13 protein-coding genes are annotated in these 14281 nt (G+C 62.2%); 11 read left to right on the top strand and 2 right to left on the bottom strand.

The window, feature by feature from the left end:
• Positions 1 to 26 precede the first annotated feature (26 nt).
• From B3605_RS24635 to exoR, 3 genes are all read left to right on the top strand, one after another.
• The gene (locus B3605_RS24635) at positions 27 to 1307 is read left to right on the top strand and encodes an OmpP1/FadL family transporter (protein ID WP_409457221.1); all 1281 of its coding nucleotides are present in this window, start codon (positions 27 to 29) and stop codon (positions 1305 to 1307) included.
• Positions 1308 to 1542: 235 nt separating this feature from the next.
• Positions 1543 to 2040 carry a hypothetical protein gene (locus tag B3605_RS24630; protein WP_162725031.1) on the top strand — a complete coding sequence of 166 codons (498 nt, stop codon included), beginning with the start codon at positions 1543 to 1545 and terminating at the stop codon, positions 2038 to 2040.
• The gene (gene exoR / locus B3605_RS24625) at positions 2034 to 2837 is read left to right on the top strand and encodes an exopolysaccharide production regulator ExoR (protein ID WP_112941465.1); all 804 of its coding nucleotides are present in this window, start codon (positions 2034 to 2036) and stop codon (positions 2835 to 2837) included. Before B3605_RS24630 ends, exoR begins: the two co-directional genes overlap by 7 nt.
• 53 nt (positions 2838 to 2890) lie before the next feature.
• Here exoR and xth read toward each other — a convergent pair whose 3' ends face one another.
• Together xth and erpA are read right to left on the bottom strand one after the other, a co-directional pair.
• The gene (gene xth / locus B3605_RS24620; RefSeq protein WP_112941464.1) at positions 2891 to 3682 is read right to left on the bottom strand and encodes an exodeoxyribonuclease III; all 792 of its coding nucleotides are present in this window, start codon (positions 3680 to 3682) and stop codon (positions 2891 to 2893) included.
• Between the two features lie 121 nt (positions 3683 to 3803).
• Positions 3804 to 4136, bottom strand: a complete 333-nt coding sequence (gene erpA, locus B3605_RS24615; RefSeq protein WP_112941463.1) for an iron-sulfur cluster insertion protein ErpA — start codon at positions 4134 to 4136, stop codon at positions 3804 to 3806.
• A 219-nt stretch (positions 4137 to 4355) separates the two neighbouring features.
• Here erpA and B3605_RS24610 point away from each other — a divergent pair, with 219 nt between their 5' ends.
• From B3605_RS24610 to tatB, 8 genes are all read left to right on the top strand, one after another.
• Positions 4356 to 5573 (top strand): deoxyguanosinetriphosphate triphosphohydrolase, encoded by a 1218-nt coding sequence (locus B3605_RS24610; RefSeq protein WP_112941462.1) that lies wholly within the window; start codon positions 4356 to 4358, stop codon positions 5571 to 5573.
• Positions 5574 to 5638: 65 nt separating this feature from the next.
• On the top strand, positions 5639 to 7396 hold the full coding sequence (argS, locus tag B3605_RS24605; RefSeq protein ID WP_296436798.1) for an arginine--tRNA ligase: 1758 nt from the start codon (positions 5639 to 5641) through the stop codon (positions 7394 to 7396).
• Positions 7397 to 7455: 59 nt separating this feature from the next.
• On the top strand, positions 7456 to 10563 hold the full coding sequence (locus B3605_RS24600; protein ID WP_296436797.1) for an SPOR domain-containing protein: 3108 nt from the start codon (positions 7456 to 7458) through the stop codon (positions 10561 to 10563).
• 140 nt (positions 10564 to 10703) lie between these two features.
• Positions 10704 to 11717 carry a beta-N-acetylhexosaminidase gene (nagZ, locus tag B3605_RS24595; protein WP_112941459.1) on the top strand — a complete coding sequence of 338 codons (1014 nt, stop codon included), beginning with the start codon at positions 10704 to 10706 and terminating at the stop codon, positions 11715 to 11717.
• Between the two features lie 69 nt (positions 11718 to 11786).
• Positions 11787 to 12599 carry a segregation and condensation protein A gene (locus B3605_RS24590; RefSeq protein WP_183794728.1) on the top strand — a complete coding sequence of 271 codons (813 nt, stop codon included), beginning with the start codon at positions 11787 to 11789 and terminating at the stop codon, positions 12597 to 12599.
• Positions 12596 to 13327 carry an SMC-Scp complex subunit ScpB gene (gene scpB, locus B3605_RS24585; protein ID WP_112941457.1) on the top strand — a complete coding sequence of 244 codons (732 nt, stop codon included), beginning with the start codon at positions 12596 to 12598 and terminating at the stop codon, positions 13325 to 13327. The genes B3605_RS24590 and scpB overlap by 4 nt, the downstream gene beginning before the upstream one ends.
• Before the next feature lie 186 nt (positions 13328 to 13513).
• Complete coding sequence (locus B3605_RS24580; RefSeq protein ID WP_047510174.1) at positions 13514 to 13723, top strand: twin-arginine translocase TatA/TatE family subunit; 210 nt, start codon at positions 13514 to 13516, stop codon at positions 13721 to 13723.
• Between the two features lie 48 nt (positions 13724 to 13771).
• A partial coding sequence (gene tatB, locus B3605_RS24575) for a Sec-independent protein translocase protein TatB (protein ID WP_296436796.1) occupies positions 13772 to 14281 on the top strand: 510 nt, incomplete at its 3' end.

Genomic DNA, 14281 nt, shown 5'->3' with positions numbered 1-14281 from the left:
GCAATTGCCTCAGTGGGGGAGACACCTTGGCATCTCGTAAGGTTCTGGCGGCAGCCCTGCCGCTTGTTATGATTTCGACGCTGGCCCAACCTGCCTTCGCGGGCGGTCTTGAGCGTGGCGGCTATAATATCGATCAGCTGTTCGATGCATCGCAGTTTTCGATCCAGTCCGGCGTGATCTATGTCATGCCGCAGCGCAAGCTGAAGAATACCAAAGATACGGACCCGTCGGACGGGCTGGGGATCAATGGAACCGGTGGCGGAAGCACGTCTACCAACGAGACCGAGAATTACGCCATTCCTTATGGCGGCCTAAAGGGCGGTTACGGTGACGTCGACTGCCTGATCGATTATTCCGAGCCATTCGGCGCCCACACCAATCCCGGAGCCAACTGGGTAGGTGCCCAGAGCAACATCGAAACGAAAGTGTCGAGCCGGAACTATGGCGCGACCTGCTCATACAAGTTCGACGTTGGTCCAGGTCAGCTTCGCTTGATCGGTGGTACCTTTTATCAGGAAATTGAAGGCTCCAAGGAGCGTCTTGTCGTTTCACCCGTTGTTCTCGCGGGCATAAGTCCAGCGTTCGCCGGTTATAACGGCATTGGTCGGCTTGATCTGGATGACAATGCCTGGGGCTGGCGGGCAGGCGTCGCATACGAGATTCCTGAGTATGCGCTGCGTGCAAGCTTGGTCTACAACAGCCGGGTTAAGTACGACAACCTGACCGGTACGGTTGATCTCACCCAAGTCCCGGTTGGTGCTGGCGCCGCGAGCGGGCGGATCACCAATGTCTTCGGCGCGGCTGAGGCACCCGATTCGCTTGAACTGAAGGTTCAAAGCGGCATTGCGCCTGACTGGCTGGCATTCGGCTCTGTAAAATGGACCAACTGGAGCGTTCTTCAGTCTATCTCGCTTTGCCCAGTTGCAACGCGCGGTACCGCATGTTCCGCCACGAGTGGCACGCAGTTGACCTCGCTTGATCTGTTATACCGCGATGGCTGGACCGTCACAGGCGGTATCGGTCACAAGTTCAACGATCAGTGGAGCGGCGCAGTCAGCCTGACGTGGGACCGCGGCACGAGCCATGGCTACGGCGCGCAGACGGATAGCTGGACACTTGGTGTTGGCGCTGCCTACAATCCAACAGAGAACATCGAGTGGCGGCTGGCTGGCGCACTTGGCATCCTGACAAGCGGCTCGTCGGGTGCGTTGACGCAGAACGGCGTCACCTATGGTGACGACGTATCCTACGACTTCGGCAACGATCTCGTCGCGGCCATCTCCACCAGCATCAAGGTCAAGTTCTGACCCGCCAAGATCAGTGCAAGTGAAAGCCCGGCAAACTGTCGGGCTTTTCTTTGTCTGGGCGCCATTAAGCATGCTCTCGTCACGTGTCATTTTGTGACGATTCAGCAACAGTTTTTTTTGAGTGTTGGCGTATGATGGGCTCCATCACGAATTGTCCATTTCCCGCCACAAACTAGGCGCAGCGGTAATGTCGGGCGAGGGAATGACAGGCATAGGGTGCGCGTAAAAGAGTAAGATGGGTCGTTTTTCGGTGAGTGTGAAAAAGACGGACATGAGGTGTGGCGCAGTTGCCGCCGCTTCGCTTGTTTCGCCTGTTTTACAGGGTGTTTCAGCCGGAAAGCGCCGTTCGATTGCAGCGTTCTCAAGCCTTTCAATTTCCTCACGTTCGACGGTGTTGCCGCTTTCCGGACTGGCTTTCGGTAACGACGTCTCGCGTTTTGTCACAATTGGTGACTACGACATTTCTGAAGGCGAAATGCCGCTCCGCGGGCTCGCTGGAATGAGGTTGAAAGCATCGCCGTCAGTTCGCGCCGGGAAGCGGGCGGATAAAGTCGGTGCGAAGAAAATGATGGCTCTCTCTGGAGAGCAAAAGGCTGGATGCGACGCGGGCAAGCGGGTCTTGGAACCCACCGCGGGATCGCTCGCCGAAGAGACTTTATCTGCGGGCCGAACGGGCGGGATGTTCGAGATGGCGCGTATGGGTGGAAACGAAAGAAATCGAGTGAAATGCTGACGTTCCAGTTCAGACCTTTCAGATTGATGCTTATGGGGCTCTCCGTCGCCTGCTGCGCGGCGATGAGTTGTCCGGCGAGCGCGTTCGACATCAAGTCGGGCGTCAACAAGGAATCCGGTCCTTTCGATCTCTTCAAGTTCGGTTTCAAGGCCTACAAGAACGGCCAGAAGGAAGAGGCTGTCGAAGCCTACAAATACGCGGCCGAAAAGGGCCACACCGGCTCGCGCTGGGCGCTCGCCAACATGTATGCCGATGGCGACGGCGTCGCGCAGGACGATTTCGAAGCCTTCAAGATCTATAGCGAGATCGCCCAGCAGGGCGTCGAGCCCGGTTCCGAGGATACCGGCTTCTTCGTCAACGCGCTTCTGTCGCTCGCCGGCTATTACAAGCACGGCATTCCGGGCAGCCCCGTGAAGACCGATCTCACCCAGGCGCGTCAGATCTATTTCCAGGTTGCCTCCACCTTCGGCGTTCCCGAAGCGCAGTTCCAGCTGGCGCAGATGATGCTTGCCGGAGATGGCGGCGCCACCAGCACGCAGCAGGCCAAGAAGTGGCTGAACCAGGCCCGTAAGGCCGGTCACCCGGGCGCCATGTCCGTCTTCGGCAATATCCTGTTCCAGGAAGGTCAGTCGGCCAACGGCCTGGCGCTGATGACGGCGGCACTCGATCGCTGCAAGCCGAAGGATTGCAACTGGATGGAATCGCTGCAGGAGCAGGCTTTCTCTGTTGCCAGCGAAAGCGACCGCCGCAACGCCATCGCCCTCTCGCACAAGATCGCCAGCAGCAACACCGACTGAGCGATGTAAGACCGGATCGCCGAGATCCGGCCTCGATTAGTGCCGCCTAGCCCTTAGGCCGCGAAATCGAAATAGGCGACCACAGGCACGTGGTCGGAAGGCTTCTCCCAGGCACGCACATGTTTTTCGATGGCCGTCGAGGTCATCCGGTCGGCGGCTTCCGGCGACAGCATCAGGTGATCGATGCGAATGCCGTTGTTCTTCGGCCATGCGCCGGCCTGATAATCCCAGAACGTATACGCCGGCACCGCATCCGTCGTCGCGCGCACCGCATCGGTCAGCCCCAGGCTCTCCAGCCTGCGAAACGCCTCGCGCGTCTGTGGCAGGAACAGAGCGTCGTTTTCCCACACCTTGGGGTCGAAGCAATCATGCGGCTCTGGGATGACGTTGTAGTCGCCGGCAAGGACGAGGATCTCTTCATAAGCCAGCCGCTCGGCCGCGAATGTGCGCAGCCGCTCCATCCAGGCAAGCTTGTAGCTGTACTTCTCGGTCTCGACGGGATTGCCGTTCGGCAGATAGAGGCAGCAGACGCGGGCAACGCGGTTGCCGGGAATGGAGAACACCGCTTCCAGAAAACGCGCCTGCTCGTCCAGCGGATCGCCCGGCAGGCCGCGTGTCACTTCGTCCGGCTTGGTCTTGGAGAGAATGGCGACGCCGTTGAAGCCCTTCTGCCCATGCGTTTCCACATGATAGCCGAGAGCCTCGATCTCCAGCCGCGGAAAGCCTTCGTCGACCGTTTTGATCTCCTGCAAGCAGGCGATATCGGGGTTCGAATCCTTCAGCCACTGCGTGAGATTGTCGATACGCGCCTTGACGCCGTTGATGTTCCAGGTCGCGATCTTCATTCTTTTGTCCCGTTCCGCTTTGACGTCTTCTTCTAGCGTGGTCTTGAGACAAGCGACAAGACGTTAAACCGGCCGCAAAACAATCTTCGGCCGGTTCGGTGTGGATAGCGGGAGAGGGCGGTCAGATCGAGAAGCTGGTGCCGCAGCCGCAGCTGGCAACCGCGTTCGGGTTCTTGATCTGGAAGGACTGGCCGAGCAAGTTATCGACGAAATCGATCTCAGAGCCAGCCATGTAGACTAGCGACATGCTGTCGATCAGCACCTTCGCGTCGTTCTTCTCGACGACCACGTCGTCGTCCTGTATGCCGTCGGTCAGGTCGAACTTGTAGGAAAAACCCGAACAGCCGCCGCCTTCGACTGAGACGCGCAGCGCGCTCTTGCCGGGGTCGCTGCCGACGATAGTGGCGATTCGCTTCGCCGCGGCGTCGGAAAGGGTTACACTTGCTTCGGTCATGTCTGCTCCTGCCGGGGTCAAAACCCGGAGAGAATAGTGGTCCAGCCATCAATATAAACGGCTGTTTTTCAATGCTATCGCGCCTTATATCATGAAAGCGCGGCCCGCGGCAAAGTGGGCGATACGTCGTCTCTTTGCCGTTTATGCTCTCTATAGGTATGAAGAGCATATGGCGGCGTCAATGGGCGTGCGCCTGGACATGGCGAGTGACGGTGAAGAATGACGATCGACAGACGTGCATTAGGCTTCGGTAACAGCGACAGGGCAATCTACGCGGCTGACCCGTGGACGACGCGTGGGCGGCTTTATCCCGAGAATTCCAGCCCGACCCGCTCGGACTTCCAGCGCGACCGCGACCGCATCGTCCACACGACAGCCTTCCGGCGCCTCAAGCACAAGACCCAGGTCTTCATCGCCCAGGATGGCGATCACTATCGCACGCGGCTCACGCACACGATCGAGGTGGCCCAGATCGCCCGCGCGCTCGCAAGGGCGCTGAAGCTCGACGAGGATCTGGCCGAAGGCGTCGCCCTCGTCCACGATTTCGGCCACACGCCCTTCGGCCACACCGGCGAGGACGCGCTACACGAGGTGCTGCTGCCCTATGGCGGCTTCGACCACAATGCCCAGTCGCTGCGCATCGTCACCAAGCTCGAGCGCCGCTACGCCGATTTCGATGGGATCAACCTGACGTGGGAGAGCCTGGAAGGCCTGGTCAAGCACAACGGCCCGCTATTGACCAAGGACGGAACCGGCACCCGCGGCCCCGTGCCGCAGCCGATCCTCGATTACTGCGAGATCCACGATCTCCAGCTCGACACCTACGCCAGCCTCGAGGCTCAGGTGGCCGCGATCGCCGACGATATCGCCTACAACACCCACGATATCGATGACGGCCTGCGCTCGGGCTATCTCACCTTCGACATGCTCAAGGATATCCCGTTCCTAGCTGGGCTGATGGCCGAGGTGAGGGAGCGCTACCCCGCTCTGGAGCCGAGCCGCTTCACGCACGAGATCATGCGCCGCCAGATCACCCGGATGGTCGAAGACGTGATCTCCGTCGCCCAGGAGCGCCTTGCTGAAATCCGCCCCGAGAGCGCCGACGACGTCAGGCACGCCAGCCGCGTGATCGCGACGTTCTCTGAGGGCATGGCCGAGACGGACAGGCAGATCAAGGCGATGCTCTTCAAGCGGATCTACCGCCATCCCGACATCATGCGCATCCGATCAGGCGCCGCGCAGATCGTCACCGACCTGTTTTCGGCCTACATGGCCAACCCCAAGGAGATGCAGAGCCACTATTGGGTGGATCACATCGCGGGGCTGGCCGAGGCGCCGAAGGCGCGCCATGTTGGCGATTATCTCGCCGGCATGACCGATACCTACGCCATCAGCGCCCACAGGCGATTGTTTGACCAGACTCCCGATTTGCGCTAGGCAGCGGTCGCTCGGCAAAGGCCGGGCGGATGCCGTGTGGCACAGCCTATGCATGGAAGAGTGCGATGAACCTTTTTACCGATTTCGAAGCCAGGATTAAAACCGCCCTTGAACAGATCGATCTGGTCAAGGAAAAGCGATCCGAGCTGGATTTCGGACGCATTGCCGTCGAGCCGCCGCGTGACGCGAGCCATGGCGATGTCGCGACCAATGCGGCGATGGTGCTTGCCAAGCCGCTCGGCACAAATCCGCGCGCGCTGGCCGAAATCGTCACCGAAAAGTTGAAGGAAGATCCAGACGTCGCCGAAGTGTCGGTCGCGGGTCCCGGCTTCATCAACGTCAGGATCGCCGTCGGCTACTGGCAGCGCCTGCTGGCCTCGATGATTACTGCTGGCACAGACTACGGTCGCTCGACGATGGGTGAGGGCCGCAAGGTCAACGTCGAATACGTCTCGGCCAACCCGACCGGCCCGATGCACGTCGGCCATTGCCGTGGCGCCGTCGTCGGCGACGCGCTGGCCAACCTCTTGTCCTTCGCCGGCTTCGACGTCACCAAGGAATACTACATCAATGACGCCGGCTCGCAGATCGACGTCTTGGCGCGCTCCGTCTTCCTGCGCTACCGCGAGGCGCTCGGCGAAAAGATCGGCGAGATTCCGGCGGGCCTCTATCCGGGCGACTATCTCGTGCCCGTCGGCGAAGCGCTGGCGCGTGATTACGGCGTCAAGCTGCACAACATGCCCGAGGATCAGTGGATGCCGCTGGTCAAGGATCGCACCATCGATGCGATGATGGTGATGATCCGCGAGGATCTGGAGGCGTTGAACGTCCATCACGACGTGTTCTTCTCCGAGCGCACGCTGCACGCCAATGGCGCTGCCGCCATCCGCACGGCCATCAACGACCTGACCTTCAAGGGCCACGTCTACAAGGGCACGCTGCCGCCGCCGAAGGGCCAGCTGCCGGAAGACTGGGAAGATCGCGAACAGACGCTGTTCCGCTCGACCGAAGTCGGCGACGACATGGACCGTCCACTGATCAAGTCCGACGGCTCCTACACTTACTTCGCCGCCGACGTCGCCTACTTCAAGAACAAGTTCGATCGCGGCTTCAGCGAGATGATTTACGTGCTCGGCGCCGACCATGGCGGCTATGTCAAGCGCCTCGAAGCGGTCGCGCGCGGCGTGTCGGAAGGCAAGGCCAAGCTTACCGTTCTGCTGTGCCAGTTGGTCAAGCTGTTCCGCGATGGCGAACCGGTCAAGATGTCGAAGCGCTCGGGCGACTTCGTGACGCTCCGCGATGTGGTCGAGGAAGTCGGCCGCGATTCGGTGCGGTTCATGATGCTGTATAGAAAGAGCTCGGAGCCGTTGGACTTCGATTTCGCCAAAGTAACGGAGCAGTCGAAAGACAATCCGGTCTTTTACGTACAGTACGCGCACGCCCGTTGCATGTCTGTCTTCAGGCAGGCGAAAGAGGCGTTTCCGGATCTCGACGTGTCGCCTGAGACCCTCGCGAAAGCCGTGTCCGGAATCTCGGATCCTGCGGAATTACAATTGGTTGCGAAGGTTGCCGAGTTCCCTCGGCTGGTCGAGGCTGCGGCTCAATCGCAAGAGCCGCATCGTGTCGTATTCTACCTCTATGATCTTGCCAGTTCTTTCCATGCTCATTGGAATAAGGGCAAGGATCAGGTAGACTTACGATTTATTAACGATAAGAGCCGAGAGTCTAGTATTACCAGACTAGGGCTGGTGTACGCCGTTGCGTCCGTTTTGAAGTCGGGTCTTGCCATCGCAGGAACGGCTGCGCCGGAAGAGATGCGGTAGCGTCACCATTTACCCACAATGCGCTGGCACGAAACCTTTGCATTTGCGAGTGGATGAGTATGGCAGATAAACAGCGGGCGTATGACACGCGTAACGATGCGAACCTCTTTGCTGACGACGATCCCCTTGCGGAGCTTGCGCGTATCGTCGGTTTTGAGCCCCGTGTAGCGGCAAACACCGTCGAAGCGGCGCCAAGGCAGGAGCCTGCCTTCAATCTCGAAGACGAATTGCTGCGCGAGTTCGAGCGTTACGACGCTCCGACCGCGCCTGCAGTCGTCGATCATCCGATCGAGACGGCTTACGCTCAGCCTCAGCCTGAGCCCGTAGTCTATGCCGAGCCGGAGCCCGTCACCTACGACGAGCCCGAGCCGCACTACGAGGCCGCACAGCACTACGAGCCCGCACAGCAGTACGAGCAAGCGCCGCGCTACGAGGCCGAGTCGGTTCATTACGAAGCGCCGGTTGTCTCGGAACGGGTCGAAGACGAGGCCTTGCCTGTCATCGAGCAGTCGTCTGTCATCGAGCAGCCCGATGCCCGCGCGATCCTGTCGTCCGCCGATTGGGCGGCTAGCGTCTCGCGTCCCGCCGAGCCTGTCTCCGGCGGCGCCCGCGATCTGATCGAGGAGCTCGAGCTTTCGATCAGCGCCGCACCGGCACCGGTTCAGCCCGCCAAGGCGCCGCAGTGGTCGGCCGCAAGCATCCGCTTGCCGATCGCCAACTTCCATACGTCTCGCCGCGAAGAGCCGGCCGCACCGCCTGTCGCTGCTCCGGCACCTGTCGTCGCCGCCGAGCCTGTGCCAGCCGCGCCGCGCTTTGAAGCGCCAGCTGCCGCCAGCTTCCCCGCCGAGATCGACCGTCATGAGCCGGCCGTCGTTTTCGAACAGGCCGTTGCCGAGCCGATCGTCGAACCCGTTGTCGATCATGGCGCCTTCGATCTGGCCGCTGCCGCCAAGGATGGCGACGTCAAGGCCGATGCCGCGCTGACGGAAGCCGTCGCCGAAGTCGACGATATCGCCTTCGATATCGATGACCTCCTGGCCGATGTATCGCAGTATCCGGTTACCGCGCGTGAAGCTGCGCCCGTGGAAGCCCAGCCGGTCGCCCCGGTCGTCCACGACCCGATCCCTGCGCCCGCCTATGTGCCCGAGCCGCCCGTCGCCGTCGCTCCCGTAGCGGCAGCACCCGTAGCGCCTCGCTATGCACCAGAGCCGCAGCCGGTCGCCGCCAAGGCCGCACCTGACGCGGAAGACCCGTTCGCCGGCCATGACTTCGAGCTGGATCTCGAAGGCATAGAGCTTGAACTCGCCGACCTCGATTTCGTCGAGCCCGTCGTGGCTGAGGAGATCGAGCAGCCGAAGCCCCAGCCTGTAGCAGCACCGGTGGCCTACCAGCCGGCAGTCCGCCAGCCGGAGCCTGTCGCGCAGCCTGCACCTGCACCCTATCAGCCGTCCGCCCCGGCACAGGCTTATCAGGCGCCGACCTACCAGGCGCCCGCCTATCAGGCAGCCGCACCGGTCTACCGTTCGCCGGAGCCCGCAGCCCCCGCAGCGCCGTCCTACCGCGCGCCGGCACCGGTCGTCGACACGACGGAAGAGCTGCCCTTCGATCCGTCGATGATCTCCGATGCGGAGTTTCAGATGGAAGCGGTCGAGATGCATGTCCCGACGCTGCCGCCGGTCGAAAAGCACGAACCCGTTCCCGCGATGTCGGATTTCGATTTCGACGTCGATTCGGAAATCGCCAACCTGCTGACGCCGGCCAAGCCGGTTGAAGCACCCGCAAAGCCGGCTCAGGACATCCGTGCTCGCGCCCAGGCGTCTGTTGCCGCCGTGGCATCCGTTGCACGGCCGCAGCCGCAGCAGCCGCAGCAGCCGCAGGCCCAGAGCTTCGATGAATTCGAGCGCGCGCTGGAGGAAGATTTCCGCCGCAGCGTCAACGAGCCCGTGCAGCAGCGTCGCGAGACGGTGTCGGAAGTTCAGATCCAGTCGGCGAGCGACGCCGAGGATATGAGCCGCGCCCGCTCGATGAAGCGCATGCTGGCGGCCGCCGCCGCCATCGTCATTTTCGGCGGCGTCGCCTATGCCGGCTATTCCTTCCTGGCCCGCGACGGCGGCCTCGGTATCGCCACCGGCGAACCGCGCGTCATCGTGGCCGACAAGGACCCGGTCAAGGTCGTTCCGGAAAACCCGGGTGGCAAGACCGTTCCGAACCAGGACAAGGCTGTCTATGACAGCGTTGGTGGCGCGGCCACCGAAGCCCCGAAGCAGAAGTCGCTGGTGTCAAGCGACGAGCAGCCGGTTGACGTCGTTCAGCGCACGCTGACGCCGGAAACGCTGCCTGAAGACAACGACGCGCCGATGCCATCCATGGCAACGCCCGTCGGCGACACCGAGGATCCGCGCCTGCTGCCGAACGATAGCGCGACGGATACGGCAGCTGCCGCTCCGTCGGATGCCGATCGTTCGCCGTCGGTCTCGGCCCGCAAGGTCCGCACCATGATCGTCAAGCCGGATGGCACACTGGTCGCCCGCGAAGAGCCGGCGCCGGAGCCTGCTGCATCCTCGCTGCCGAAGCCCACCTCGGTGCAGACGCAGAAGATCGCGCCATCGTCGGCTCCGACGATCGAACAGCTGGCGTCCGCCGACATTCGCTCGACGCCGGTCGAAGGTGCTACGCCGACCGCAAAGCAGACTTCCGAGAACGTGCTTGCCAAGGCCGCGGCCGCAACGCCTGACAGCGTCAACCCGCCGGTCCGCGCCGTAACCAGCACCAAGACCGACACCGCGCCGACCCCGGCATCGCGCCCGGGCGCTTCGGCTCTCGCACCTGCAACGGCCGCACCGGCACCAGCCGCCCAGGCACCGAAGGAAGTTGCGGCGGTTCCGCCGGCAGCGGCACAGGCCCAGCCGACCACGGCCGCTCCTGGCAGCTATGGCGTCCAGATCGCCTCGCTGCCGTCTGAAGCCGAAGCCAAGAAGTCCTATGCAAGCCTGTCGAAGAAGTTCGGCGGCGTGCTGGCTGGCATGCCTTACGAGATCCGCAAGGCCGACATCGCCGGCAAGGGCACCTATTACCGCCTGCGCATCACGGCCGGTTCCAAGGACGAAGCAGCCGCGATCTGCGAGAAGTATCGCGCAGCCGGTGGTTCCTGCCTGATTTCGAAGTAAGGCTCGTAACTGAGTTGCTTGAGAGCGGCGGGGCAACCCGCCGCTCTTTTCGTTTGCAGAACGCAGTTTTGCGTCGTTCTTTTTTGTGAATGGCAGTTGACGCTGCTCGCATTTCGCCAAGGCGTCTCTATGATTCGGGTATGACCGAATCAAAAGCGATGATCCTTGGCTGTAGCGGCCTTTCCCTGACGCCCGAAGAGAAGGCCTTCTACGCGGGCGAGCGCCCCTGGGGCTTCATCCTGTTCGGCCGCAATATTTCCGAACCGCAGCAGATCGCCGACCTCGTGGCCGAGATGCGCGAAAGCGTCGGCTGGCACGCGCCCGTGCTGATCGATCAGGAGGGCGGCCGCGTCCAGCGCATTCGCCCACCGATCCTGCCGCACTATCCCTCCGGCCAGCAATTGGGTGATCTCTACAGAGAGGCCCCGGAAAAGGGCAAGCGCGCAGCTTGGCTGATGTCGCGCCTGCACGCCTTCGATCTCTCGAAATTCGGCATCAACGTCGATTGCCTGCCCGTCCTGGATGTTCCGGTCGAAGGCAGCAGCAACGTCATCGGCAACCGTGCCTATGGCATGGACCCGAAGACGGTGACCGAAATGGGCATCGCCGCATCCGAGGGCCTGAAGGCCGGCGGCGTTCTCTCGGTCATGAAGCACATGCCCGGCCACGGCCGCGGCTTTGCCGATTCCCACCACGAGCTCCCGGTCGTCCGCGTCTCGCGCGAGGAACTGGAGGCCCATGACTTCCCGCCATTCATCGCCATGAAGGACGAACTGATGGCGATGACCTGCCATCTCGTTTTCACCGCGATCGACCCGGATAATCCGGCCACCACCTCGCGCAAGGTCATCGACGGGATCATCCGCGAACACATCGGCTTCAAAGGCCTGTTGCTTTCCGATGATAGTTCGATGAACGCGCTGAGCGGCACGCTTGGCGAGCGGGCGGCGAATATCATTGCGGGCGGGTGCGATATCGTGCTGCATTGCAATGGCCATATGGATGAGATGCTTGAGGTCGTGGCCAACGTGCCGCTGCTGCAAGGTGGAGCGCTCGAGCGCGCCAAGCGCGTGGAGCAGGGGTTCCCGACGGCGGATGGCGCCGACGAGGCCGCGATCCGCGCCGAATTCAATGCGATGTTTGCGACGGTCTGATCGCGAAAGGAACGAGACGACGTGACGACGACAAAGGCTCAGGAGCGCCCGCAGACATCGGCAACGCCGATGGACAAGCTGTGGCAGGACGGTGGCGCCGACCGCGCCTCGACCGATCCGGCGCTCCTGATCGATGTCGCCGGCTTCGAAGGCCCGCTCGACCTGCTTCTCCATCTGGCCCGGACGCAGAAGGTCGACCTGTCCCGCATTTCGGTGCTGGCGCTTGCCGAACAATATCTGCTGTTCATCGATAGCGCCCGCCGCATCCGCATCGAGCTCGCGGCCGACTATCTCGTCATGGCGGCATGGCTCGCCTACCTGAAGTCGCGCCTGCTCATTCCGCAGCAGGTCAAGGATGACGGCCCCTCGGGCGAGGAAATGGCGGCATCGCTGGCGTTTCGCCTGAAGCGCCTGGAAGCGATGCGCGAAGCGGCCGGTGGCCTCGTCAACCGCAATCGCCTCGGCCGCGACGTGCTTGCCCGTGGCGCGCCCGAGCATATCCCCGATCGCCACCAATCCGCCTACGACGCCAGCCTCTACGATCTGCTGACGGCCTATGCCTCGCTGCGCCAGCGTCAGGCAGTCACGCAGGTCACGATTGCGCGCCGCACCGTCTGGTCGCTCACCGAAGCACGCGAGTTGCTGACCCGCCTGATCGGCGAGATCTGCGACTGGACAGCGCTCGAGCAGCATATCCTGACCTACATGGTCTCCCCCGAAGACCGGGTGACGGCGATCGCCAGCGCCTTTGCCGCGTCGCTCGAGCTTGCGCGTGAAGGAAAGATCGAAATCCGCCAGGAAGGTGTCTTCGAGCCGATCTACATGCGGCGCGGACCAAACCATGCCACGGTGCAGGTCGTGGAACAGGAGTTGCCGGCGTGAGCGATCTGGAAGACATCGATTTGGACAATGGCGACGCCGAACGCAGCAACGAACGCACCGGGGATGACACCATCCACGACGAGAGCGAGGCCGCGCGCATCGCCGAGGCCTTGGTCTTCGCCTCCGCCCAACCCGTCTCGGAAGCTTTCATCAGCGACCGCCTGCCTAGAGCATTCGACGTGCGCGCCATCATGCTGCGGCTGCAGGAAGAATACGCACATCGCGGCGTCAATCTGGTCAGGGTCGACGATGCCTGGGCGTTTCGCACGGCCGCCGATCTCTCCTTCGTCATCCGCCGCGATGAAAACGAGGTGCGCAAGCTCTCGCGCGCCGCACTCGAGGTTCTCGCCATCATCGCCTATCACCAGCCGGTGACGCGCGCCGAGATCGAGGATATCCGAGGCGTGCAGACCTCGCGCGGCACGCTCGATGTCTTGATGGAGGCAGGTTGGGTGCGTTTTCGCGGCCGCCGCCGCACGCCGGGACGTCCGGTAACGCTCGGCACCACTCGCGACTTCCTCGATCACTTCGGGCTGGAAGAACTGCGCGACCTGCCGGGTATCGAGGAGTTGAAGGGGGCAGGGCTGCTCTCCGGCCGCATCCCGGCCAATTTCAATATTCCGTCGCCGTCGATGAACGATGAGCTGACCGAAGACGAGGACCCCATCACGCAGATGGATCTCGAGGAACTGGGCCTTCTGGCGCCAGGCGGCGCGTCCGAGGAATAGCCGGCTCCGTGTCTTTGTTTCGCCACGCCGAGCGAAAACAATTGTCTTCACGACTTTTCGACCGGGGACTATCTTGTCACGATGGTCGATACCGTGACATTAAGCGTCTATCTACGGGGAATTAGATGTTGGATTTGATGTCGGGTATTCTTACATCAATAGGGCATCACAACAGGAGTTAGCGTAATGGGTTCTTTTAGCATGTGGCACTGGCTGATCGTTCTGGTCATCGTGCTGTTGCTCTTCGGTCGCGGTAAAATTCCGGAACTGATGGGCGATGTTGCCAAGGGCATCAAGAGCTTCAAGAAGGGCATGAACGACGAGGACGCGCCTGAAGCTTCGAGCACGACCACTGCAGGCAAGACCGTCGATCACAAGGCCGACGAAACGAAGTAACCACGTCCGGGCAGCGCCGCCCCCGCGTTTCCCGTTCAGGAGCCTTGAATGTTCGATATTGGCTGGACCGAGCTGCTTGTCATCGCGGTCGTATTGATTGTCGTGGTGGGTCCCAAGGATCTGCCCCCGATGCTTCGTGCTTTCGGCAAGATGACGCAGCGCGCCCGCAAGGTCGCCGGCGAATTCCGTGCCCAGTTCGACGAGGCGCTGCGCGAAGCCGATATGGACGACGTGCGCCAGACGCTGAGCGACGCGCAGAAGCTCAATCCCGTCAACACGCTGCGCGAGGCCATGAACCCGCTTCGCCAGATGGGCAACGAGATCAAGGCCGATCTTCAGCGCGCGACGTCGGTCGACACCAAGACGGAAGCGCCGCTTGGTCTTATGCCGGCGCCTGAAGTCGCACCGACCGAGACGCCTGCAGTCATGCCGGCTCCGACGCCGGTACCTGCGGCATCGGCCGCCGTACCTGAGGCTGCCGCGGCAAAGCCCGCCCGCAAGCCCCGCGCCAAGGCCGCCGACAAGGCGGACGCTGTTGCCGCCGTCGCGGTGACCCCG

The organism is Rhizobium sp. UBA1881, assembly GCF_002338015.1.
Taxonomy (GTDB): domain Bacteria; phylum Pseudomonadota; class Alphaproteobacteria; order Rhizobiales; family Rhizobiaceae; genus Rhizobium.
This window is presented reverse-complemented; position numbering and strand designations above follow the sequence as displayed.

Bases quoted from the DNA above. Each gene is read 5' to 3' on its own strand.
- B3605_RS24600 (WP_296436797.1), top strand. From the start codon at position 7,456: ATGGCAGATAAACAGCGGGCGTATGACACGCGTAACGATGCGAACCTC.
- B3605_RS24630 (WP_162725031.1), top strand. From the start codon at position 1,543: ATGGGTCGTTTTTCGGTGAGTGTGAAAAAGACGGACATGAGGTGTGGC.
- argS (WP_296436798.1), top strand. From the start codon at position 5,639: ATGAACCTTTTTACCGATTTCGAAGCCAGGATTAAAACCGCCCTTGAA.
- B3605_RS24590 (WP_183794728.1), top strand. From the start codon at position 11,787: ATGGACAAGCTGTGGCAGGACGGTGGCGCCGACCGCGCCTCGACCGAT.
- exoR (WP_112941465.1), top strand. From the start codon at position 2,034: ATGCTGACGTTCCAGTTCAGACCTTTCAGATTGATGCTTATGGGGCTC.
- B3605_RS24610 (WP_112941462.1), top strand. From the start codon at position 4,356: ATGACGATCGACAGACGTGCATTAGGCTTCGGTAACAGCGACAGGGCA.
- xth (WP_112941464.1), bottom strand. From the start codon at position 3,682: ATGAAGATCGCGACCTGGAACATCAACGGCGTCAAGGCGCGTATCGAC.
- B3605_RS24580 (WP_047510174.1), top strand. From the start codon at position 13,514: ATGGGTTCTTTTAGCATGTGGCACTGGCTGATCGTTCTGGTCATCGTG.
- nagZ (WP_112941459.1), top strand. From the start codon at position 10,704: ATGACCGAATCAAAAGCGATGATCCTTGGCTGTAGCGGCCTTTCCCTG.
- erpA (WP_112941463.1), bottom strand. From the start codon at position 4,136: ATGACCGAAGCAAGTGTAACCCTTTCCGACGCCGCGGCGAAGCGAATC.